This window comes from Mycobacterium sp. NGS48 (assembly GCF_059812585.1).
Genome location: NZ_JCALCY010000029.1, coordinates 1 through 22,705, shown reverse-complemented (window position 1 = coordinate 22,705; position 22,705 = coordinate 1). Strand labels below are relative to the sequence as shown.

At 65.1% G+C, this 22,705-nt stretch carries 23 protein-coding genes and 1 pseudogene; 9 read left to right on the top strand and 15 right to left on the bottom strand.

Annotated features, from left to right (window positions below; all coding sequences use genetic code 11):
* Positions 1-137: 137 nt before the first annotated feature.
* The 11 genes from rdgB to clpS all read right to left on the bottom strand — a co-directional run bounded on the left by rdgB (position 138) and on the right by clpS (position 7,446).
* Complete coding sequence (gene rdgB, locus AC5Y42_RS23215) at positions 138-740, bottom strand: RdgB/HAM1 family non-canonical purine NTP pyrophosphatase (protein ID WP_499900911.1); 603 nt, start codon at positions 738-740, stop codon at positions 138-140.
* Positions 737-1,516, bottom strand: coding sequence for a ribonuclease PH (gene rph / locus AC5Y42_RS23210; RefSeq protein ID WP_499900908.1), 780 nt, complete (start codon positions 1,514-1,516; stop codon positions 737-739). Before rph ends, rdgB begins: the two co-directional genes overlap by 4 nt.
* 21 nt (positions 1,517-1,537) lie before the next feature.
* The gene (locus AC5Y42_RS23205) at positions 1,538-2,314 is read right to left on the bottom strand and encodes a cyclic nucleotide-degrading phosphodiesterase (protein ID WP_499900910.1); all 777 of its coding nucleotides are present in this window, start codon (positions 2,312-2,314) and stop codon (positions 1,538-1,540) included.
* Between the two features lie 72 nt (positions 2,315-2,386).
* Positions 2,387-3,208, bottom strand: coding sequence for a glutamate racemase (gene murI, locus AC5Y42_RS23200; RefSeq protein WP_499900907.1), 822 nt, complete (start codon positions 3,206-3,208; stop codon positions 2,387-2,389).
* Positions 3,205-3,870: a rhomboid family intramembrane serine protease gene (locus tag AC5Y42_RS23195; protein ID WP_499900906.1), complete on the bottom strand. Its 666-nt coding sequence runs from the start codon at positions 3,868-3,870 to the stop codon at positions 3,205-3,207. Before AC5Y42_RS23195 ends, murI begins: the two co-directional genes overlap by 4 nt.
* Positions 3,861-4,823, bottom strand: coding sequence for a cysteine synthase (locus tag AC5Y42_RS23190; RefSeq protein WP_499900905.1), 963 nt, complete (start codon positions 4,821-4,823; stop codon positions 3,861-3,863). Before AC5Y42_RS23190 ends, AC5Y42_RS23195 begins: the two co-directional genes overlap by 10 nt.
* Entirely contained in the window at positions 4,820-5,095 is a 276-nt protein-coding gene (locus AC5Y42_RS23185) for a MoaD/ThiS family protein (protein WP_065016161.1), read from the bottom strand. The genes AC5Y42_RS23190 and AC5Y42_RS23185 overlap by 4 nt, the downstream gene beginning before the upstream one ends.
* Entirely contained in the window at positions 5,092-5,517 is a 426-nt protein-coding gene (locus AC5Y42_RS23180) for a M67 family metallopeptidase (protein ID WP_499900904.1), read from the bottom strand. Before AC5Y42_RS23180 ends, AC5Y42_RS23185 begins: the two co-directional genes overlap by 4 nt.
* A gap of 19 nt (positions 5,518-5,536) precedes the next feature.
* Positions 5,537-6,565, bottom strand: a complete 1,029-nt coding sequence (locus AC5Y42_RS23175; RefSeq protein WP_499900903.1) for a P1 family peptidase — start codon at positions 6,563-6,565, stop codon at positions 5,537-5,539.
* Complete coding sequence (gene aosR / locus AC5Y42_RS23170) at positions 6,562-7,134, bottom strand: oxidative stress transcriptional regulator AosR (RefSeq protein WP_499900902.1); 573 nt, start codon at positions 7,132-7,134, stop codon at positions 6,562-6,564. Before aosR ends, AC5Y42_RS23175 begins: the two co-directional genes overlap by 4 nt.
* Positions 7,135-7,143: 9 nt before the next feature.
* A complete protein-coding gene (clpS, locus tag AC5Y42_RS23165; RefSeq protein ID WP_499900901.1) occupies positions 7,144-7,446 on the bottom strand; it encodes an ATP-dependent Clp protease adapter ClpS in 303 nt (100 codons plus the stop codon).
* On the opposite strand from clpS, the gene AC5Y42_RS23160 reads away from it, so the two are divergent.
* On the top strand, positions 7,445-8,824 hold the full coding sequence (locus tag AC5Y42_RS23160) for a nicotinate phosphoribosyltransferase (RefSeq protein ID WP_499900900.1): 1,380 nt from the start codon (positions 7,445-7,447) through the stop codon (positions 8,822-8,824). The genes clpS and AC5Y42_RS23160 overlap by 2 nt on opposite strands.
* A 17-nt stretch (positions 8,825-8,841) precedes the next feature.
* Positions 8,842-10,848 carry an ATP-dependent DNA helicase gene (locus AC5Y42_RS23155; protein ID WP_499900899.1) on the top strand — a complete coding sequence of 669 codons (2,007 nt, stop codon included), beginning with the start codon at positions 8,842-8,844 and terminating at the stop codon, positions 10,846-10,848.
* A 39-nt stretch (positions 10,849-10,887) separates the two neighbouring features.
* Here AC5Y42_RS23155 and AC5Y42_RS23150 read toward each other — a convergent pair whose 3' ends face one another.
* Positions 10,888-12,150, bottom strand: coding sequence for a glycosyltransferase 87 family protein (locus AC5Y42_RS23150; protein ID WP_499900898.1), 1,263 nt, complete (start codon positions 12,148-12,150; stop codon positions 10,888-10,890).
* 281 nt (positions 12,151-12,431) lie between these two features.
* Positions 12,432-13,166 (bottom strand): hypothetical protein, encoded by a 735-nt coding sequence (locus AC5Y42_RS23145; protein ID WP_499900897.1) that lies wholly within the window; start codon positions 13,164-13,166, stop codon positions 12,432-12,434.
* Between AC5Y42_RS23145 and AC5Y42_RS23140 the strand changes: the two genes are divergently transcribed.
* Positions 13,159-14,286 carry an alpha/beta hydrolase family protein gene (locus AC5Y42_RS23140; protein ID WP_499900909.1) on the top strand — a complete coding sequence of 376 codons (1,128 nt, stop codon included), beginning with the start codon at positions 13,159-13,161 and terminating at the stop codon, positions 14,284-14,286. The genes AC5Y42_RS23145 and AC5Y42_RS23140 overlap by 8 nt on opposite strands.
* 58 nt (positions 14,287-14,344) lie before the next feature.
* On the opposite strand, the gene AC5Y42_RS23135 is transcribed toward AC5Y42_RS23140, so the two are convergent.
* Positions 14,345-15,469, bottom strand: a complete 1,125-nt coding sequence (locus AC5Y42_RS23135; RefSeq protein WP_499900896.1) for a BTAD domain-containing putative transcriptional regulator — start codon at positions 15,467-15,469, stop codon at positions 14,345-14,347.
* Positions 15,470-15,938: 469 nt separating this feature from the next.
* Here AC5Y42_RS23135 and AC5Y42_RS23130 point away from each other — a divergent pair, with 469 nt between their 5' ends.
* Together AC5Y42_RS23130 and AC5Y42_RS23125 are read left to right on the top strand one after the other, a co-directional pair.
* Positions 15,939-17,801, top strand: a complete 1,863-nt coding sequence (locus AC5Y42_RS23130; protein WP_499900895.1) for an arabinofuranosyltransferase AftB family protein — start codon at positions 15,939-15,941, stop codon at positions 17,799-17,801.
* A gap of 24 nt (positions 17,802-17,825) precedes the next feature.
* The gene (locus AC5Y42_RS23125) at positions 17,826-18,224 is read left to right on the top strand and encodes a hypothetical protein (RefSeq protein WP_499900894.1); all 399 of its coding nucleotides are present in this window, start codon (positions 17,826-17,828) and stop codon (positions 18,222-18,224) included.
* A gap of 583 nt (positions 18,225-18,807) precedes the next feature.
* On the opposite strand, the gene AC5Y42_RS23120 is transcribed toward AC5Y42_RS23125, so the two are convergent.
* Complete coding sequence (locus AC5Y42_RS23120) at positions 18,808-19,584, bottom strand: DUF2510 domain-containing protein (protein WP_499900893.1); 777 nt, start codon at positions 19,582-19,584, stop codon at positions 18,808-18,810.
* 393 nt (positions 19,585-19,977) lie between these two features.
* Here AC5Y42_RS23120 and AC5Y42_RS23115 point away from each other — a divergent pair, with 393 nt between their 5' ends.
* The 4 genes and pseudogenes from AC5Y42_RS23115 (at position 19,978) to AC5Y42_RS23100 (ending at position 22,607) form a co-directional block, all read left to right on the top strand.
* Positions 19,978-20,643 (top strand): vWA domain-containing protein, encoded by a 666-nt coding sequence (locus tag AC5Y42_RS23115; RefSeq protein WP_499900892.1) that lies wholly within the window; start codon positions 19,978-19,980, stop codon positions 20,641-20,643.
* 250 nt (positions 20,644-20,893) lie between these two features.
* Positions 20,894-21,751: a protein phosphatase 2C domain-containing protein gene (locus tag AC5Y42_RS23110; protein WP_499900891.1), complete on the top strand. Its 858-nt coding sequence runs from the start codon at positions 20,894-20,896 to the stop codon at positions 21,749-21,751.
* Positions 21,752-21,908: 157 nt separating this feature from the next.
* Positions 21,909-21,995 (top strand): annotated as a pseudogene (locus AC5Y42_RS23105) (DUF2510 domain-containing protein); the annotation flags it as partial.
* A gap of 474 nt (positions 21,996-22,469) precedes the next feature.
* Positions 22,470-22,607, top strand: a complete 138-nt coding sequence (locus tag AC5Y42_RS23100) for a hypothetical protein (protein ID WP_499900912.1) — start codon at positions 22,470-22,472, stop codon at positions 22,605-22,607.
* The last annotated feature ends 98 nt before the right edge of the window (positions 22,608-22,705 follow it).

Sequence of the window (22,705 nt, the reverse complement as noted above, 5' to 3'; positions counted from 1 at the left end):
ACCCAACCCCCTGTCAGACCCTACGACCAGAATCGGCAGCGAGGAATGGCCTTCCAGAGAGGAGCCACCGTGAGCCCCAACCTATTGACAAAAACTTCTTACGTTGGTGTCGCGTATGAAACCGCGCAGTCGGAGAGCTACCACGCCAGCGCCCGCAGCGCGGGCAGCAGCAGTCCCAATGCCCGGCCCCGATGCGACACCGCATCCTTCTCCGCCGGCGTGAGCTCGGCCGCTGACCGATCCGAGCCGCATGGAACGAACACCGGGTCGTAGCCGAAGCCGCCCTCGCCGCGCGGCTCGCGGGCGATGGTGCCCGGCCACTCGCCGCGCACGACGACCTCCTCGAACCCGGACACCAATGCGCATGCCGACACAAACGCCGCAGCCCGCCGCTCGTCGGGCACATCACGCAACTGCGCCAACAGCAACGCGGTATTAGCGGCATCCTCGCCGTGCACACCTGACCACCGGGCCGACAGCACCCCGGGCATCCCGTTCAGTGCAGCCACCTCAAGGCCGGAATCATCTGCAACACAAGGTAATCCCGTCGCCGCAAACCCATCACGCGCCTTGGCCAGCGCATTGTCTTCGAAAGTCGCCCCGGTTTCCGGCGCTTCGTCGTAGGGCGCAACATCGTCGAGCGACACCAACGTCACGCTCGACAGTTCGGCCGCGTCCAGCACTCGGCGCAGTTCGGCCAGCTTCTTGCGGTTGCGGCTGGCGACCAACAAGTGGCTCAGGTTCCGAAAGCCTTCTGCGGAGGAGGTCCGTCGGGCAGCACGCCCGGGTACGGCAACGCCAACGCCTCACGTTGTGCGGCGAACAGCTTGTCGCAGGCGCCAAGCGCGGCGTCGAGCATTTTGTCCAAAGTCGAGCGTGGGAATGTCGCGCCCTCGCCGGTCCCCTGGATTTCCACCAGCGTTCCGGTATCGGTGGCGACGACGTTCATGTCGACTTCAGCGCGCGCGTCCTCCTCGTACGGCAGATCGACCCGGATCCGGCCGTCGACCACGCCGACGCTGACCGCGGCGATCGCACACGACAGCGGCCGCGGGTCGGAGAGCTTGCCCGCCGCCGAGAGGTAAGTCACCGCGTCGGCCAGCGCCACGTAGGCGCCGGTGATCGCGGCGGTGCGGGTTCCGCCGTCGGCCTGCAGCACATCGCAGTCGAGGGCGATGGTGTTCTCCCCCAACGCCGCCAGGTCGATCGCCGCCCGCAACGACCGGCCGACCAGCCGGCTGATCTCCTGCGTGCGCCCGCTCAGCCGGCCCTTCACTGATTCGCGGTCGCTGCGAGTGTGGGTGGCCGAGGGCAGCATCGCGTACTCGGCGGTGAGCCAGCCCAGCCCAGATCCCTTGCGCCAGCGCGGTACTCCCTCGGTGACGGATGCGGTGCACATGACCCTGGTCTGACCGAATTCAACGAGCACCGAACCCGCAGGATGTGACGTGAAGCCACGGGTGATCGTTACCGGGCGCAGCTCGTCGTCGAGACGGCCGTCTTCTCGTTTGGACACGCCGCCAACCCTAACCAGCGGTCAGCTCACGTCGGTTTGGGAGTGCATGATTTCGAACGTCTCACCGCACACCACCGCGTGCACTGGGCCGTCGAACTCGGCCTTGGCTTCCCTGATCACGTCCTCGCGGGAGGTCCACGGCGGTATGTGGGTGAGCAGCAACTCGCGTACACCCGCGTCGGCGGCCACCCGGCCCGCTTCGGTGCCCGACAGATGCAGATTGGCCGGCCGGTGTGGCGAGTGCGTCCAGGACGCCTCGCAGAGAAAGACGTCGGCATCGCGGGCCAACTCAACGAGCGCGTCGCAGCAGCCGGTGTCGCCGCTGTAGACGAACGACACCCCATCGGCGTCGGTGAACCGCATGCCATACGACTCGGTTGGGTGGGCCACCAGTCGGGGCAGCACCGTCAACGCTCCGACCGTCACCGGCTCACCGTCGACCCAGTGATGGATATCGAAGATGTCGGAGAAGTCGTCGATCTCTCCGCCGTACGGCGACGAGGCCGCCCCCAGTCGCGACCAGGTGTCGCTGGGGCCGTACATCAGCGCCTTACCGGTCGGCGGCGTCGGGTGGTAACGACGCCACACGAACAGTCCGGGCAAATCGAGGCAGTGGTCGGCATGCAGATGCGACAACAGCACCTGGACCGCGCTGGGATCGGTTTGATGCTGCAGCGCTCCCAGTACTCCCCCGCCGAAGTCGAGGACCAGCGGTGGAGTGTCCGGCGCCCGCAAAAGATACCCCGATGCCGGCGAATCGGGACCCACCACGCTGCCTGAGCAGCCGAGGACGGTCATTCGCACGGTCCCTACTGTGCCATGCCCGACACCTCGTTGGCCAAGACATCTCCGCTTTACTGCACACCGCGATCATTTCGATACACCGACCTGACGGTGGACCGGCTGAACGCCGGTGACGACGGGTCCCAGGAACCGCGCCGCCAGCCGAGTGAATGCCTCGGGGTCGCCGGTGGCTTCGAACGCTCGGGTGGCCGGCGGCGCATCATGCGGGCGCAACAGATCGCGCTCGGTGAGGACCCGCACCAACTCCTTGGCGGTCTCCTCGGCGCTGGACACCAGGGTGACGGTCTCGCCCATCGCCAGCTGGATCAACCCGGACAGCAACGGGTAGTGCGTGCATCCCAGTACCAGGGTGTCGACGTCGGCGCGCTGCAAGGGCTCCAGGTAACCCTCCGCCAAGCCGAGGACCTGACGACCACTGGTGATGCCTCGTTCGACGAAGTCGACGAATCGCGGGCAGGCCACCGCAGTGATCTCGGTGTCGCGGGCGGCAGCAAACGCATCCTGGTACGCGTGCGAGGCGATGGTGGCCTGCGTGCCGATGACGCCGATGCGGCCATTGCGGGTCGTGGCGACGGCGCGCCGCACAGCCGGCAGGATCACTTCGACGACCGGAACGTCGTACCGTTCGCGGGCGTCGCGCAGGCACGCCGAGGACGCGGAGTTGCAGGCGATCACCAGCGCCTTGACCCCACGCTCGACCAAGTTGTCGCCGATGGCCAGCGCGTGGGCACGGATCTCGGGGATAGTCAACGGACCATACGGCCCGTTGCCGGTGTCGCCGACGTAGACGATGTCCTCGTCGGGCAACTGGTCGATGATCGCCCGCGCCACCGTGAGCCCCCCGACCCCGGAGTCGAAGACGCCGACGGGTGCCAGACGGTCGCTCACGCCGGCACCGCCCGGCGACGCTCGCGGGCCTTGCGCTCCGGGCTGGACAACAAGTAGGCGGCCAGCACTCCGGCGATCCCGCCACACAGATGCCCCTGCCAGGACACTCCCCCGCAGACGTTGAGCACCGGCACGGCCCCCCACAGCACCCCGCCATAGAGGAAGAGCACCACGATGCCGATGACGATCTGCCAGCCCGAGCGGATGAAGAAGCCGAACACCAGCAAGAAGGTGAGCCAACCGAAGATGAGGCCCGACGCGCCGATGTGATCGGTCTCGCCGCACGGCGAGCCGACGTTGCCGATCAGCCAGGTGCCAAAGCCGCCGACGATCCACACGATCGCCGTCGCCCAGACGAACCGCGACAGCCCGGCCAGCGTCACCAAAAACCCGAGGACCAATGCCGGGCCGGTGTTGGCGATCAGATGCGCCCAATTGGCGTGCAGCAGCGGAGCGACGACGATGCCCCACAGCCCGTCGGTCTGCAACGGCCGAATACCGTTGCGGTCAAACTGATGTCCGCCGAGCTGATCGAAAAGCTCGACGACGTAGAGCAGCGCCACGAAGCTGAGGATCGTGGCCCCGCCGACCACCAGCGTCGAACGTTTCCTTGGCTGGGAGGTCGCGGGGACCGGTTGTCCGGGTCGTCCCGTCACGCCCATAGCTGCCCTTCCAACGCGTCCTCGGCTTCGTCCACGCTACCGGCGTAGGCCCCAGTGGAGAGGTACTTCCAGCCGGCGTCGGCGACGACGAACGCGATGTCGGCGCGCGCGCCAGCCTTGACCGTCTTGGCGGCGATACCGAGCGCGGCGTGCAGCACCGCGCCGGTGGAGATACCGGCGAAGATGCCTTCGACGTCGATGAGCTCTCGGGTTCTGCGCACCGCGTCGGCGGCGCCCACCGAGTAGCGGGTCGTCAGCACGGCAGGGTCATACAGTTCCGGTACGAAGCCCTCGTCGATGTTGCGCAGCGCGTACACGCCTTCGCCGTAGCGGGGCTCGGCGGCAACGATCCGCACATCGGGCACCTGCTCACGCAGGAACCGGCCGGTGCCCATCAGCGTGCCGGTGGTGCCCAGTCCGGCGACGAAATGGGTGATCTCCGGCAGATCGGCCAGCAGTTCGGGGCCGGTGCCGTAGTAGTGCGAGTCGGTGTTGGCCGGGTTGCCGTACTGATAGAGCATCACCCACGACGGGTTGGCGGCGGCCAGCTCTTTGGCGGTGGCCACAGCGGTGTTCGAACCGCCCTCGGCGGGCGAGAAGATGATCTGCGCGCCGTAGAGCTCGAGCAGCTGGCGTCGCTCGATCGAGGTGTTCTCCGGCATCACGCAGATCAGCTGGTAGCCCTTCAGCCGCGCTGCCATCGCCAGCGAGATACCGGTGTTGCCACTGGTGGGTTCCAGGATCGTCGCGCCGGGCGCCAGCAGACCGTCGGCCTCTGCCTGCTCGATCATCCGCAGCGCCGGGCGGTCTTTGATCGACCCGGTTGGGTTGCGGTCCTCGAGCTTGGCCCACAGCCGGACATGCGGCTCGTCATCCCAGCGCGGTGACAGCCGTGGCAGGCCCACCAGCGGCGTGTTGCCCAGGGCCTGCAGCAGGGAGTCGTGCCTGGTCATGTGCCGCCGGCGACGGCCGGCAAGATGGTGACCGAGTCGCCGTCAGCGATCGTGGTGTCCAGCCCGCCGGAGAACCGCACGTCCTCGTCGTTGACGTAGATGTTGACGAAGCGGTGCAGTTTGCCGTTGTCGACCAGCCGCTCGGTGATGCCCGAGTAGTTGGCCTCCAGGTCGCTGATCACCGCCTGCAATGTGTCGCCGCTGGCTTCGACGCGCTTCTGCCCCCCAGTGTGGGGACGCAGGATGGTCGGGATGGACACGGTGACGCTCATTGGTGCTCCTCGTAATGCTCGACGATGGTGACGGGCTCTTCGGTGACGATGCCGTCGACGATGCGGTAACTGCGCAACTCGTGCTGGTCGGGGTCGCGGGTGGACACCAGTACGTAATGCGCGTCCGGCTCGGCGGCCAGGTTTGTGTCGGTGCGGCTGGGATAGGCCTCGGTCGCGGTGTGCGAGTGATAAATGACCACCGGCACCTCGTCGGCCGCATCCATCGCACGCCACACCTTGAGTTGCTCGGCCGAATCGAACCGGTAGAACGTCGGCGAGCGTTCGGCGTTGACCATCGGGATGTGGCGCTCCGGGCGATCGGAGCCCTCCGGGCCGGCCAGCACACCGCAGGCTTCGTCGGGGTGGTCGGCGCGCGCGTGGGCGACCATCGCGTCCACCAGATCGGCACGAATCACCAGCACGTTAGCGGTTCTCTCTTCCTTACTTGAATGCTCCGGGCAACAGGTCCCGGTAGGCCGGTATTCCGGCCACCGACTCGGCGGCCAGCACGCCGACCAGCACTGCGCGAGCCAGGCAATCGGCTGCCGCCGCGCCGACAGCGGTCACCAGCGCGGTCTCGGGCGAGAACGCGGCCGGCGTGTCGGCCGGTGGTGCCACCTCGACGGCGCCCGTAGCCAGCGCGAACACCATATCGCCGTCCAGTGGAGTGTGCGCAGGGCGGATGGTGTGAGCAAGGCCGTCGTGGGCGGCGGTGGCCACCCGCCGGCAGCCGGCCGGGCTCAGCGCGGCGTCGGTAGCAACCACCGCGATCGTGGTGTTCAACGGGCTCAACGGGCTTTCCCGTTGCGCCAACGCCGCGATCTGCTCGGCCGGGGGCGCCGTCAACTTGAACTCGTCGGTCAGTTTCGCCATCCACGGCAGCCCGGTGGCCTTGTCGACGACGTCGCCGGCGGAATTCACCGCGACCACCGCGCCGACGGTCACCCCGCCTTCCAGGATCGTCGACGCCGTCCCGACGCCGCCTTTGAGCACACCGGCGCGGGCGCCTACCCCGGCACCCACAGTTCCCACCGCTAGGGCACCGCTGTCAGCGTCGGCCGCTTCGCAGGCGGCGAAGCCAAACTCCGCGCTCGGCCGACAGCCCCAGCCGCCGACCTCCAGATCGAAGATGACCGCGCCCGGCACGATGGGCACCACACCGCCGTCCATCGCCACACCGCGACCGCGGTCCTCCAGCCAGTGCATCACACCGTCGGCGGCAGCCAGCCCGTAGGCACTGCCGCCGGCGAGCAGCACCGCGTCGACGTAGCGCACGCTGTTGGCGGGGTCGAGCAGGTCGGTTTCGCGGCTGCCGGGAGCGCCCCCGCGGGCGTCGACGGCACCGACTGTGCCGGGCGGAGTGACGACCACGGTGACGCCGCTGGCCCAACCGGCGCCGAGAGTCGCATCGGGGTCCAACCGGTGATAGTGGCCTACCCGGATGCCGGCGACGTCGGTAATCGAGTTCATCGAGTCCCCATCAGTGCCAGCACCAGGTATTCCTGCAGGACGGTCAGCCACTGGTAGACGTCGAGGTGCGGGGCCAGCGGATGGTCGTCGGGCAGCCGGTCCGGGCCGTCGGGGCGGATGTCGAGCATGGCGCCCAAGGCGAGGCGAAGGTCGTTGACAGCTGCGATCCAGGCGTTGGCGGCTTCTTCGGTCAGCTCGAGGCGGCCGCCCCCCTCGGGCAACGTGTCCAATAGCTCTTGTGCCGCAACCCGTTTGGCATCAATGATTTCCGGCTCATGCAGACTGCGCAGCGCGGCGTTGAGACTGTCCGCTGAATCAGGCGCGTCGTCCTCGGGCTTGGAGAAATCCGGTAACAGCCGGCGTAGTGTCGCATTGTCCGGGGGCTCGGCGTTACCAGTTCGCATACCGGTAATCTGCTCGAGTTCATCTGCCGGAGAGGAGGATTCCCGATCTTCGAGCAGGCCCATCATCGAACTGACCAGATTCTTGAGCAATGTCGCCTCGTGCAGCGCCAGGGCGGATCGAAAACGAGGGCCATCGGCGGTGTCGACCCGCTTCCACTTGCGCACGCCTCGATCTCACCGGTCCTGCTGCATGGTGGCCCACAGTCCGGCGGCATGCAGCTTGGATACGTCGACCTCCATGGACTCCCGACTGCCCGACGACACCACAGCTTTGCCTTCGTTGTGCACCTGCAGCATCAATTTGGTGGCATGCGGCTCGCTGTACCCGAACAACTTCTGGAAGACATACGTCACGTAGTTCATCAAGTTGACCGGGTCGTCCCACACGATGGTGACCCACGGACTGGCCGTGGCCTCGACCGCATCGGCCTGGCGTTGCCCGGTGGTTCCCGGCTTGACCGGCGCTGACGCAACCATGACTTCCAGGATACCGAGCAATGGCGCTGGCTACGCCAGCCGATACCGTTGCGGTGTGGACGACTCGCCCTGCGTTGGGCTGCTGACCGACAAATACGAGTTGACGATGCTGTCGGCAGCATTGCGCGATGGGACGGCTCACCGCCGGACTACTTTCGAGCTGTTCGCGCGGCGGCTGCCGGCAGGGCGGCGGTATGGGGTGGTCGCCGGCACCGGCCGGTTCCTGGAAGCGTTGCCGCAGTTCAGGTTCGACGATGCCGCGCTCGCGTCACTGGCGGAGTTCCTCGACGCCGACACCGTGCGCTATCTCGGCGACTACCAGTTCGGCGGCGACGTCGACGGGTATGCCGAGGGTGAGCTGTACTTCCCTGGGTCGCCGGTGCTTTCAATCCACGGCAGTTTCGCCGAATGCATCGTGTTGGAAACACTGGTGTTGTCGATCTTCAACCACGACACCGCGATCGCCTCGGCCGCTGCGCGCATGGTCAGCGCCGCGCAGGACAGGCCGCTGATCGAGATGGGGTCTCGGCGCACCCATGAGCAGGCCGCCGTCGCCGCAGCGCGTGCCGCCTACCTCGCCGGCTTCGCCGCATCCTCCAACCTCCAAGCCCAACACCGATACGGCGTACCGGCCGAGGGCACCGCCGCGCACGCCTTCACCCTGCTGCACACCGGTCCCGACGGCCCCGACGAGACGGGCGCATTCCGCGCCCAGGTCGACGCGCTGGGCGTCGAGACCACGCTGCTCGTCGACACCTACGACGTCACGACCGGGGTGGCCAACGCGATAACCGCCGCCGGAACCGAACTCGGCGCGGTGCGCATCGACTCCGGTGAGCTGGGGGTACTGGCACGCCAGGTCCGCGAGCAACTCGATCGGCTGGGCGCGACGCGAACCCGCATCGTGGTGTCCGGTGACCTCGACGAGTTCGCCATTGCAGCGCTGCGCGCCGAGCCGGTGGACAGCTACGGGGTCGGCACTTCGCTGGTCACCGGATCGGGTGCCCCGACGGCGAACATGATCTACAAACTGGTCGAAGTCGACGGGATTCCGGTGCAGAAGCGCAGCACCCGCAAAGAGTCCCAGGGCGGCCGCAAGGAGGCGCTGCGATTGTCCCGCCAGAGCGGGACGATCACCGAGGAGGTCGTCTATCCGGCGGGTCGTCCCCCGAAAACCGCCGATACCTGCCGCCCGTTGACGATTCCGCTGGTCCGCGACGGCAAGTCGGTGGTCGAGGTAAACCTGGGCGTGGCGCGCACGCTGGTGGCCGCCGGCTTGAGAAGCTTGCCGTGGGAGGGTCTGATGTTGTCGCACGGCGACCCCGCGATTCCCACGACCCTCATCCCAGCCCCGCATCACCAAACCGACCAGGAGTAACCACGACCGAGCTGTCCGTGCCCGAGCTGCTGGCCACCGCGGTGGCAGCGCTGGGCGGCAGTGAGCGCAACGGCCAGGTGCAGATGGCCGCCGCCGTCGCGCATGCTTTCGAAACCGGCGAGCACCTTGCCGTGCAGGCCGGCACCGGCACCGGAAAGTCGTTGGCGTACCTGGTGCCTGCGATCCTGCGCGCAATCACCGACGACAGAACAGTCGTGGTCTCAACCGCCACGATTGCGCTGCAACGCCAACTCGTCGACCGTGACCTGCCCCGGCTGGCCGACTCGCTGACCGAAGCCCTGCCCCGACCACCGGAGTTCGCGCTACTCAAGGGTCGTGGAAACTATTTATGCCTCAACAAGATTCACAACGGCTCGGCAACGGAGCCCGACGACCGGCCGCGGGAAGAGCTGTTCGGGCCGATGGCTGCCAGTGCACTGGGCCGCGACGTGCAGCGTCTGGTCGAGTGGTCATCGAATACCGAAACCGGTGACCGCGACGAGCTTCGCCCGGGCGTGCCCGACCGATCCTGGAGTCAGGTCAGTGTCTCGGCGCGAGAATGCATTGGGGTCGCGCGCTGCCCGTTCGGTACCGACTGCTTTTCGGAGAAGGCGAGAAGCCGCGCCGGCGCCGCCGACATCGTCGTCACCAACCATGCACTGCTGGCCATCGATGCCATCTCAGACGCCGCGGTGCTGCCCGAGCATGACCTGCTCGTTGTCGACGAAGCCCACGACCTGGTCGACCGGGTGACATCGGTCGCGACGGCCGAACTGTCCGCGACCGCGCTGGGTGTCGCCCATCGGCGCGCCGCCCGCCTGATCGACCCCGAACTCTCCGAACGCCTGGAGGCCGCGACAGCCACGCTTTCGGCGGCGATCCACGACGCATCACCGGGGCGAATGGATCGCCTCGACGATGAGATGGCCAGCTATCTGACAGTGCTGCGGGATGCGTCGGCCAAAGCCCGATCGGCCATCGACACGGCGCCGAGCGACCCAAAGGCTGCCTCGGCGCGCGCGGAAGCCGTAACCGCATTGTCCGATATCAGCGACACCGCGGCGCGCATGCTGGCCTCGGTCATCCCGGCGATCCCTGACCGCACCGACGTGATGTGGCTGGACCACGAAGACAACCGGGGTAGTGTGCGGGCGATCTTGCGGGTAGCGCCGCTTTCGGTGGCAGAGTTGTTGCGCAGCAGGCTGTTTGAACGCTCCACCACGGTCCTCACCTCGGCCACGCTGGCCGTTGGCGGCAGCTTCGACGCGATGGCCTCGGCGTGGGGGCTGACCGGCGGCGACGACCTGCCCCCTTGGCGCGGTCTCGATGTCGGTTCGCCATTTCAGCATGCCAAAGCCGGGATCCTTTACGTTGCAGCACAATTGCCTCCGCCCGGCCGCGACGGCACCGGTTCGGCTGAGCAGCTGAACGAGATCGCCGACCTCGTCACCGCCGCCGGTGGGCGGACGCTCGGATTGTTCTCCTCGATGCGCGCGGCACGGGCGGCCGCCGAGGCGATGGCCGAGCGGCTGTCCACACCGGTGCTCTGCCAGGGCGACGACAGCACCGCCGCCTTGGTCGAGCAGTTCGCCGACGATCCCGCGACGTCGCTGTTCGGCACGCTGTCGCTGTGGCAAGGCGTCGACGTGCCCGGACCTTCGCTGTCGTTGGTGATCATCGACCGGATTCCGTTCCCGCGGCCCGACGACCCGCTGCTCTCGGCCCGTCAGCGCGCGGTGGCCGCGCACGGCGGCAACGGCTTCATGGCGGTAGCCGCCAGCCATGCCGCTTTGTTGCTGGCGCAGGGCGCCGGGCGGCTGCTGCGGGGTGTCGAGGATCGCGGCGTGGTCGCGGTGCTCGACTCGCGGATGGCCACCGCCCGCTACGGCGGTTACCTGCGCGCATCGTTACCGCCGTTTTGGGGGACCACCGACGGCGCGAAAGTTCGCGAGGCGCTGACGAGGTTGCGCAGCGCGCTAGAGCAGAACTCTCACGACGAAGCGCAAACTGACGCAGCAAGATAGCTGCGCGACGGGGACATCATCTGATCGGTAGGCGGCGAATCACGTCCCACCGTGCTCGGACTGCGGATGGGACACCGTCGCCACGGACTTAGACACCTCGCTGTCCGATGACCACACTGCCACCGCCGTCGGTGCCGGCTGCGTCGTCGCGGTTTCTTCCCCCGGCGACTGGCCCCGGCGACCGGCGGTTTTTAGTCGGCTCGCGATGAAGGCTGCGACAATCAGCAGGACGGCATAGACGATCAAGTTGAGGTTCTCCAGTAGGGGCCGCCAGTGCACCGTGGGCGACATGTACAACAGGCCGATGCGCGGCACGCGGTCATGGGGAAATGAATACGCCCAGGAACCCATCACCGCCCACATTGCCCCTGCCCCGGCCCACCACCACGCGTTGGTCAGCGCCCGATGTACGAGGTAGACGATCACCGGTACAAGCCACACCCAGTGATGGCTCCAAGAAAACGGCGACACCACGGTGGAGCTCAACCCTGCAAAGGCGAGCGCGAGCAGGGGTTCGCCTCCGCGGTACAGGCGCACGGCGATCCACATGCTGATCGCCACCACACACGCGTCGGCGGCCAGCCACAACCACGTTGGCGGCACCGCTCCCGAAAGGCGGGCCATCGCTCCGCGGACGGTCTGGTTGGCGGCGCCCTTGAAGAGGAACCCGTGAACGTAGCCGGGGTCAACGAAATACCCGCGCCAGTACCGCCACGAGTCATCGGGAAGGACCAGCCACCCCAGCCCGATTGTGGCGGCAAACGTGACGACGGCGACCGCTGCAGCGCGCCACTGGCGCACCAGCAGGTAATACAACACGAAGTAGGCGGGCGTGAGCTTGATGCCCGCCGCCATGCCGACGCCGATCCCTTTGAGTCGGCTGCGCTCGTGGCGGGAGGCGTCCCACAACACCAGCAGCATCATCAGTAGGTTGATCTGTCCGAAGAACAGCGTGGTGCGAACCGGTTCCAAAAACGCGCACGCAAACGCGAGCAGCGCTGAGATGCCGGCGAGGTAAGGCGTGAGTCGGTAGCCCAATATCCGAAAGCAGACCATCACGCACGCAATCAGCAGCACAACGTTGAAGGCAGACCACATGTACCTGTCTGCCTCATACGGCAGCCAGACCAACGGCACGAAAACAAGGGCGGAGAACGGCGGGTAGATATACAGGAGCGGACCGCCGCCGAGCGTCTTGCCGTAGAGCGGCAGGTCTTTGAGAACGTGGTAACCGCCGTCGCGATACACGTAGTAATCCGCCCATCCCACCAGCAGCCCGATGTTGGGCTGCCACAACGTCACGAGCGTGATTAGTAAGACCACGGAAACGGTCGCCGCGACGAGGAGGATCACCAGTGTCGACCACCGGAAATTGAGCCGTCGACGTATGGGGCGAGCATGACCATCTGGTGACTGCGCGACCGCGTCAACTTCGCACATCGACCGAGCCTCTCTGGGCCACACCGCGCTAGTTCTGATCGTTATATACCAACGCAGAACCGGAATGTAAGCAAACGGCGCTGGCCCTTTGCAGAGGCTCCATCCCCGTCGACAAATCGCGCACCGTCACCACACGCGGAGGTTTACTCTCCTTCCACACAGGAGGGCCGCGGATGGCCGATGTGAAGCTCATCCCGCTCGAAGTACTGCTGGGCCACCCAGAACGGATGGCCGCGCAGCTCTCGCCGGACGGCAAGCGGTTGTCCTATCTTGCACCACTTGACGGCGTGGTCAAGGTGTTCGTCGGCAAGGCCGGAACGGATGACGAGCGTCCGGTGACCCACGACACCGCCCGCGGGATCCAGGGCTACTTCTGGGCCCACGACAACCGTCACATCATGTATGTGCGCGACAACGACGGAAGCGAGAACTTCCGCCTCTACGACGTTGACCTGGAAACCGGTGTCGAACGCGACCTCACTCCACTCGACGGTGTGCAATGCCGAGTCATCGCTCACAGCAAAGACTTTCCGAACGAGGTACTCATCGGCTTGAACAAGGACAATCCGCAACTTCACGACGTGTACCACCTGGACCTGACAACTGGACAGATAGAGAAGATCGTTGAGAACCCTGGCTTTCTCGGCTGGGTGATCAATCACGACCTGAAGGTCCGTGGCGCGGTGGCGATGACGGCCGATGGCGGCGCGGTGATTTCGGTGCGCGACGACGAGACCTCCGACTGGCGGCCGTTGCCTGCAGGCACCGCCGGAGGATGCGGAAACAACTGGGCCCGTTGGCTTCACGAAGGACCATCTGAGCATGTATATCCAGACATCCGTCGACTCGAACACTGGGCGACCGGTGAAGATGGACATCGCCACCGGTGCCATTCAGGTGATCGCCGAGGATCCCACCTACGACATCGCAGGAGTGATGCGGCACCCCGACACGCGCGAGATCGAGGCGGTGACGGTGTACGGCGATCGCCTGGAATACAAGGTCTTCGACCACGCGGTCCGCGCTGACATCGAAGCCCTGCAGCGGCTCAGCGCGGGCGACTTGGTGATCAGCGCGCGAAACGATGACGACACGACGTGGCTGGTCGCCTTCGACAACGACGCCGGACCCGTGAAGTTCTACACCTGGGACCGCGACACCCAGACCGCGACGTTCCTGTTCGACCACCGCCCGCAACTCAACGACTACCCGCTGGTGCCGATGGAGCCTTTCACCTTCGCTGCGCGCGACGGGCTGACGATCCACGGCTACCTCTCCTTCCCGTCCGGCGCCGAGCGCACCAGCCTGCCGGCTGTCCTCGTCGTGCACGGCGGCCCGTGGGCTCGAGACGGTTGGGGACTGGACCCCGAGGCACAGTGGCTCGCGAACCGCGGCGACCTGTGCGTGCACGTGAATTACCGCGGGTCCAGCGGCTATGGCAAGGACTTCCTGAACGCGGGTAACCGCGAGTGGGGCGCCAATATGCACGACGATCTGTTGGACGCCATCAATCACCTTGCAGCGCAGGGCCTTGTCGACCGTGAGCGCCTCGCCATCTATGGCGGATCTTACGGCGGGTATGCCGCGTTGATCGGTGCAACATTCACTCCTGACGTCTTCAAATGCGCGATATCTATGGTCGGCCCATCCAACCTGAACACACTCATCGGGTCGTTTCCCGAGTACTGGAAGCCGATGATCGCGATGTGGCACAAACGAGTCGGCGAGGACAGAGATTTTCTGTGGTCGCGTTCGCCGCTGTCGAAAGTCGATGACATCCGAATTCCCATCCTCATCGCCCAGGGCGAGAACGATCCACGCGTGAAACGGGCAGAGTCAGAACAGATCGTCGCAGCCATGAAAGAGCGCGGGATTGATCACGAGTACGTGATGTACGAGAACGAGGGGCACGGGTTGGTTAAGCCCGAGAACCGCCTCGACTTCTATCGTCGGGCCGACCGGTTCCTCGCCAAACACCTAGGCGGCAGGGCCGAGTGAGCTGAATTACTGCGCAATTAGAGTCGCACGACTCAGGATCGGCGAAGCGACGCTCTCGTTATTGTTGGAGCTCGAAGGTAAACTCGTGGCCACAGATCCGGATGTGGTCTCCGTCGGCGAGGGTGGCATTGGGATCCAGTCGTCGGTCCTGCACCAACACACCGTTGACCGATTTCAAATCGATGATCATGAAACTGCTTCCGGTATCGATGATTACGGCATGATGTCGACTGATTTCGGCATCGTCGAGAACGATGTCATTCTCTGCCAGGCGCCCTATCCGTGTCGCCGGCGCCTGTAGCGGGTAGCGCCGCCCGGCTGCATCGCGCAAACCGGCAACTACAGACCGGCGAATAAGAGCGGGGTGCGCGGTGGCAAGGGCGCGGGCTGCAGTGGTTTTGCCAGCATGCTTGGTATCCAGACGCTCTTGGCGCAGAATTCGCGTGTGCAGGACCTCGACGGTGGGGCCTGGGTCGATGCCCAGATCCTCAGCCAGCGTCGTTTTGAGCCGCCGATAGGCCTCCAGTGCGTCGGACTGGCGTTCAGCCATGTAGTACGCGGTGATCAACTGCGCCCACAACGGCTCACGGTAGGGATGCTCGACAGCGAGTTCTTCGAGGTCACCGATAACAGCATGGGCCCGGCCGCAGGCGATTTCGGCTTCAGAGCGGGCGATGTGAACCCACACATTGTCTTCCATCAGCGCGGTCGCGAACGGCTCGACAAAGGTGAAGTCGTGTAAGTCATCAAGTACCGGCCCGCGCCATTCGGCCAGTGCGGCCGCCATATGACTACTGGCTTGCTCGAATTGTCCCGCTGCGGCAGCGTGAATGCCCGCACTCTTCTCGGCGATGAATCGGTCCAGATCGCAGTCGCCGTCAGCGACATACAGTCGATAGCCAGGGGGTGCGCTGGCCAATACCGCATGGGGGTCCACCTCGGCGCTGCCCAGCAGTCCGCGCAGGTTGGAGACGTAAGAGTGGATGCTTGCGCGCGCCGCTGGTGCGGGCGACTGATCCCAGGCGCCGTTGATCAGCGATGCCGTGCTGACCGCGCGATTACGGTTGATCAGCAGCATGGCCAACACTGCCCGTTGCTTGGGCGTGCCCAATGCCACCGGCGTGCCCGCCACGGTCATCGACAACGGTCCGAGAAGACCAAACTCAAGACGAGTTTCGCCCATCGCCTTTCCAGCCCTCCTGGTCGTCGGCGGCGTCGGTCTCTTATTGTGACGCTGCCGGACCAATCGGCGACCGCGATCGCGGATTTAGGCGATTGGAGCGCCCTGGTGGGACGCAGTGATCAGGCGGCCAGGCACTGCACCGAATCGTCGGGTCGCCGTCTCATGGAGCCGGCACGCCAACAATCCATTGAGAATCCTCCAAGGTGTCGGCGGCAATCTTTGCGCACGAACATTACTGTTAACTCTTTTCCCAAACGAGTTGCAACGATCAGAACTATGTGATATTTGGCGCTACCGGTTGCGGTGCGCGTCCGCCCTGTTCAAGGAGGTCACCCATGGCCGCTCTAGCAGGACGTGACACAACGCTGTGTCCGAGCACGACCAAGCTGACCGCTGCGCAGTGGACGCACGACGGTGAAGACAGTAGAAATCTCACTTTCGACTTGTCCTGCCCTCAAATCCGCGGATCATGAGCACAATCGTCGGCCCACCGGCAGACGCCTCGCAGACGACAACTCCGCCACCGGCCGGGCGCGACCTGCTGCCGCCTGAGGTAACACCCTCAGCCGTCTCCCGTGCGCCCAGCCCGGATGCCGGCAGCCGGTTCAGGATGTCCGACCGTGCCACATCGCTTATCACCCTGGCCGTCGGTGCCCTGGCGGTCGTGTTCTTCGGCGTGCTCGCCTTCGAGCACCGCTGGATTAGCGACGACGGCATGATCGTGGTCCGCGAGGTACGGCAGATTCTGGCCGGCGCCGGCCCCAACTTCAACCCGTTCCAGCGCGACGAGGTTGACACCAGCCCGTTGTGGACATGGCTGTTGGCCGCGGTCGCGTTTCTCGCCCGCGGTGACATCGCGGTCGACGCGGTCGTGTTCGGCTTGGTACTCGCGGTTGCCGGTATGGCGCTGGCATTGCGCGGCAGTGTTATGTTGCACCGGCAGTGCGGCGCGACCGGCGTGCTACTACCGGTAGGCGTCCTGATACCTCTTGGAATCCTTGGGTTTTGGGAGTTCGCCACATCCGGACTGGAAACCGGTCTTTCCCTCTTTTGGCTCGGCCTGGTGTGGTGGCTGCTGGTGTCGGTCACCGAAAAGCTAAGCCGCGCGCGGCTTACGACAGTTGCGATCATAGTCGGCGTCGGTCCGCTCGTACGGCCGGACTTCGCGTTGGCCACCGGCGTATTCGGGATCGCACTGCTGCTGATCGTGCGACCGGGCTGGCGACGCGGACTTGCCTACGCCGGGATTGGCGCGCTGCTGCCGGTGGGGTATCAGATCTTCCGCATGGGTTATTACGGCATCATGGTTCCGATGCCGGCCCTGGCCAAAGAAGCCGGCGACACGCTGTGGGGGCGCGGGATCGGCTATCTCACCGACTTCTTCAACCCCTACCGACTTTGGATTCCGCTGCTGCTGATCGCGTTTGTCAGCGTCGGATTGCTGCGCAATCGGACCGCAATCGACTGGCGCCGTACTCTTCTGATGGCCGCGCCGGTGCTCACTGGCCTACTGCTGGGATTGTACGTAGTTAAGGTCGGCGGCGATTACATGCATGCGCGCATGTGGATTCCGGTCATGTTCGCGCTGCTGTTGCCGGTGATGATGCTGCCGGCCGGACGCGCCAATCTGGTTGGCGCCCCGCTTGTCACGGTGTGGGCCCTGGTCGCCGGGCTGGGCCTGCACCCGCCCTACCAGGGGCAGCACTACGGCCCGGGCGACATCGCGAACGAGCGCGCCTACGAGACAATCCACTACGCCGGTTACCCGGACCTCACTACAACCGCTTCGCGATTCAGGAATTTCAACGAGTTGCCCATGCTCGTCGGCCTGATCGACCGCGGTGACCGCACGCTAGTGATGCGCATCGGGAGCCCACACAGTGCACCGTGGACCATCCCGATGTCACGGTCCGTGCCGGACAGAATTGGCTTTGTGTACCACAACATGGGTGTCGCAGCCGCGGTGATGCCGCTAGACGGCACCGTGATCGACCCGAACGGACTGGCTTCCCCAGCGGCCGGCCATCTGCTGCTGCAACAGCGCGGCAGGCCGGGTCACGAGAAGTGGCTGCCGCCTGCGTGGGTGTTGGGCGAGTACGCCGACCCCGCCGCGATCAACAACATGAAAGACACGAAAGAAGTGACGAAGGCGCAAGCGCTTGCGGCACGGCACGCCCTGTCCTGCACCAGCCTCGAAGAACTCATGGACTCGGTAAACGAACCAATGAGCCCGGGCCGCTTCTGGCACAACCTGACCGGTTCGCTGTCCCGCACGAGCCTGCGGATCCCGGCCGACCCATTCATCGCCGAACGCCAGTTCTGCCACCAATAGCTGCCCAGATAGGGAGGTAAAACCATGAAGTTCCAAGCTCGTATCACGCAAACAGGTGCAGCCGCGGTGGCCGCGGCATCCGCGATCGGCGTTGCGCTCGCACCAGCCGCCATCGCGGACCCGCCTGCAAACTATGCCGCGAACTGGAACGGGAGCTGGCATTCCGGCGGGGCCGGGGGCCCGGCAACTGTGCATCTCACCAGCGCTGACCCGATCATCGGAACCATCAACATTCCAGGAGCATGTACCGCGAACTGGACTGAAACTCAGAAGATCTCGACGACGAAGCGACTGGTGCACGCTCATGTCACTTCCGGTTCGTGCGGGGACAACACCTGGAATGTGACTTTCGAGCCGACGAGCAGCCTCACGGGTGTCGACACCATGCGCTCAGACACCACCTTCTCGTTCACACCGGCTTAGGACTCGTTCAGACCGAGAAAGGACGGTGGCCCTTACGACTTCGACTTTAAAGGCTGGGCGGCTCAGTTGAAGTTCGCCGCGGGTCTGATGCGCACAGGCGCGAGGGAAGTCGTGGTTCGATAGCGCGAAAAGCCTTGCAGAAACCACAATTACATGATACTAAGCCACCACAACTTGCGGCGCGTCCGCTGGGCGCAAGGAGGTTTCCCATGAAAATCGCTCTGACAGCGCTCTCAGTAGCCGTCATTGCCTCAGCGTTCGCACCAGCCCGGCCCGCCCAGGCCGTGCCCTGTGCAACCCCTGATGGCAGCGTCACCGCGGCGTGCAACGACTGCCTCCATTCAGAAGCCCAGGCCAAGCACGACCCAGCCACGATCGCACTCAAATGCGGATATCCCGGCACCGTCGCATCGCCTAATCAAGTGGACCCGCCGGGACAAAGTCCGTAACCAGGTGCACGATGGCGAAGGCTCTTCCGTCTACACGCAAGGCTGATCAACTGTCGTCGCGCCGCTCAAAGTGGTTGTTAGCGGACCATTTCCATACAGGCTGAGGTATTGACCTCCGCGTGGGATACCGAGCCCTAGTAGCCCCGATTCTGCGTCTGTGGTCGACGGACCATCCAGAGCCGCACGACGGCTACGACCATCGCAATGACAGCTGCCCCATACAACAGCAAGCCAGATGCCGGCGAGACGTTCACCCCGTCGTCGTCAGTAGAAGACGCATCGGTGAACCAATGGATCATCAGGAAGCCGAGCAGGCCGACCACCACGCTTAGCCCGATGAGACGCCAGACAGCCAACTGGGATTGCGACAGGACCGGGTATGCGAACCCCGCGGCCACGGCAACGAGTAGGAAAACTGGCCCCAGCGCGTCGCCCCGGGCTGAAACCTCGACCGATCCCGCGAGCGGGGCGCTGATTGTGACAAATGGGAGGAAGGTTGCGATGACGGCGAGGACGAAGCCGCCGAACAAAAGCCAAGCCGTGATCGACGGTTTGGCGGCGAGGCCCTTTGCGCCCGCGAGTCCTTCGGATGGCGATTGAATGCCGGCGCCTTGAGGGTAGGAGCCAGGCGGGGGCCACACAGGGGGAGGCGGTTCGCTGGGCATGCCATCGCCCTGCTCCGCTTCTGCGGCGGCATATCCCGGCGGCGGGGGCAGCGGGGCCCCAGATGGGGGCGGCAGACCAGACGGCGACGGCGCCTGCGGCGGTGGTGCGGACATGGCGGACGGCTGCGCCGGCCGAGCAGCGGGCTTTCGTTGACGCTGCGACGTCCAGTTCTGGCCATCCCAGAAACGCTGGGCATTCGGATTCTGTGGGTCGTCGTACCAGCCGGGCTGGTTGAGACTCGTCATGGGCAGATCCTCCCGGTTGGCTGGACTGCACCTGTAAACGGGAGATTAGCGCGGGCCGTAGCCATTCGCGACGTTTACCCGCAACTATTCTTTTCTTTCTTTACCGGTTGGCTACGTACGTCGGGCGCAGCCTGAATTGGCCGCCACCGCCACTTCAGGCGACGGAGAAAACGGCCTTGTGGTGCGGCGCCTCCGAGGGCGTGTCGCGGCCGACCGGGAGTGTCACCCCAGCGCGTGCGACAGTTTGGTGCCTGGTCGCCAGCCGGCTTTCGTGTTTCGGCTAATGCCAAAGAAACCGTCCCCATAGGCGAGTGCGGCAGTACACTTTGACCGCCGAGTCACGGCGGTTGTGCTGATCAACGCAGTCACTCGGAGAGAGTGCGGTGTCCTGTGGTGGAGCCCAAAGGATCGATTCTTCTGGTCTACTTCGTTGCCGACGAGTCCGGCTCGATGGGCCGCAATATCGACGAACTCAACAATGGCCTAGCTTCGTTGCACGACGCATTGCAACGAGAGTCCTTCGCCGCCGCCAAGGTTCGGTTATCGGTGATCGGCTTTTCCGACAGTTCGTTTACCTACCTTGAACCTGCCGACTTGCGTGTCCTCCAGGGGATGCCGGTGCTGACCGCGCAGAGCCTGACCTCGTATGCCGCGGCGTTCGACCAACTCGCCTACCGCATCAGCGTTGACGTTCCCAGCTTGAAAGCTCAGGGGTACACCGTGCATCGGCCGGCGGTGTTTTTCTTGACTGATGGGCTGCCGAACGAAAACGAAGATTGGCGCTCAGTTCGAGCGAACTTGCTGACTCAACCCGCGGCGCCCAACATCCTTGCCTTTGGCATCGGGGATGCCGACGCGGCCGTCATAGGTGAGGTCGCGACCAAGCCCCACTTCGCCTTCGTTGCTGCGCGCGGAGTCGATGCGGGCGCGGCGATCTCCGAGTTCCTCACCTCGCTGACGCAGTCGGTCATCAGCTCGGGGCAGGCTATCGCGACCGGCTCGGCTGAACTGCAATTCGAAAAACCAGAAGGGTTTACCTTAGCCGTCGACGTCGTGTAGGCGAACGTTCATGATCGCGTGGCGGAACCGAAAGCACGGGGGACCCCGCGACGAGGATCTCCCTGCGCCGCTGCCACCGCCGCCAGTGCAGCCAACAGCCCCCGCCGCCGAGCCGATCGCGGCAAGCGCATCGGATTCCGATGTCTCAGGAGTTGCCGAAGTCGTTGGGGCCACCGTCGTCCCGCAGATCACAGTCGGATCACCCTCGCCGACGGTGGAACCATCAGCAATTGCTACGGACTATTGCTCGTTGCCTTTCCGTCCCGACGTGGTGATCGACGGGTGGTCCACCGACGCCATGACGGTGCGCGGAGTGTCGCAGCGCGGACATCTGCACCGCTACAACGGCGCGCCACGCCAAGATGACTTCGCGATACATCTTCTCCCCGACGGACGCGTGATTGTCCTTGTCGCCGACGGCGTTTCGGGGGCGCCACAGTCGCATCTCGGCGCGAGCGCCGCAGTCAAGCAAGCGGCCGAGTGGCTGCACTCTCAGCTGGGCGATGAGGTCGGCGGCACCGACTGGTTAGGCCTGCTCAAAAGCACAGCGTGGGCGCTCAACGAGCGAGCGCAAAGCCTCCTGGGACTTGACGTCCCCGACCCGGTACGCGCCGAGCAGGAACTCGCAACGACTTTGGTGTGTGCGATCGTCGAACCCACCGGCGTCGGAACCTTGCGCGCTTATTTGGTGAGTGCCGGTGATTCGGCTGCCTGGCTGCTCACAGCCGGACAGTTCGTCGAAATCCTCGCCGGCAAGACACCGTCGGTTTCCGGGATTGCCTCATCGGCGGTTATTGGATTGCCCCGCGTGCCAAGCGAAGTGACGCCCCAAGTGGTCGAAGTGGCCGACGGCGATGTGTTGTTGATCGGCACCGATGGAATCGGTGATCCCCTGGGAACGGGGCAGGGCGGGGTGGGCGACCTGTTCCGCGACGTCTTGACGAAAGCGTCGGCGCCTTCGCTGATCGAGTTTGCCCATGCGGTGGACTTCAGCCGGGAAACCTTCGACGACGACCGGACATTGGTTGCAGTTTGGCCGCGGATACCGGGAGGTCCCGAGACCGTGGTGGAGCCTCGGAAACCCAGTGCCGTGGAAGGACTGCAATGACACGGCAGGTGATCGAACGTGACAAGTTGGGCGCGCCAAGGATCCTCCAAGGCGACTCCGTCAACGTTGCCGTGTCTTCAACAATCGATGCCAGTGGCCAGCCCGCGCGATCACGCCAGTCGCGCCGCTGGACATCTTCCCCGAGGAGAAGAAGCTGATGACTCAGCCACGGGGCGCCGACTGGTACCCGGACCCCAGCGGCAAGCCGGGCCGGATGTATTGGGATGGCCAGCAATGGCACACGGACGTCCCCGAGACACTGCCACCGGCTGATCAGTCCCGTGCTCAGGCGATCGCAACGGCTGCACAGCCTCAGCGCGGTGCAGCCCTGATCACCGCGCTTTGGGTGGCCATCGCGGCCCTGGTCGGCACGGTCGCCATCGCCGGCTACGTGCTCGTGAAGCAGTCCCACCGATCGCAAGCCCCGACCGCGCAACCAGCGCCGGCCTCGTTAGTCCCAACCGCGCAATCCCCACCGACTTCAGCGCAAAACCCGCCACTGGCACCCCCGCCAAGGGCGGCCCCCACGTTGGCGTACTTCAAGACTTTGTCGGGGACGGGCTGTCTAGTCACCGCGGATCAGGTCACGTGCCAGACGTGTATTCCGGGAGAGGTCATTACGAACGCCTATACGTGTACCGATCCCGCGCCCGCGGTTGCAGTAAACACGGTGGGCATTGTCGATCGAAATCCTGCAGGTATCGGCTCATCTTCGACGATGCAGCAGCTCTCGAATGGCCAGACCTATCACGCCAACGGCTGGACGATCGTGGCCAGCGGCGGCTGGTCGCGCTTCATCGACGACGCGACCGGCCACGGGATGGCCGTCGCAGCCCAGAACTTCGACTCGTACTGACCCGATCGACAGAAAAGCAGTCATCATGAGAACGCCACCCGTGGTTGAGAGCGCACGCAAGGTTCACGTGTGCGCAGCGCTTGTGGGAGGTTTGCGAT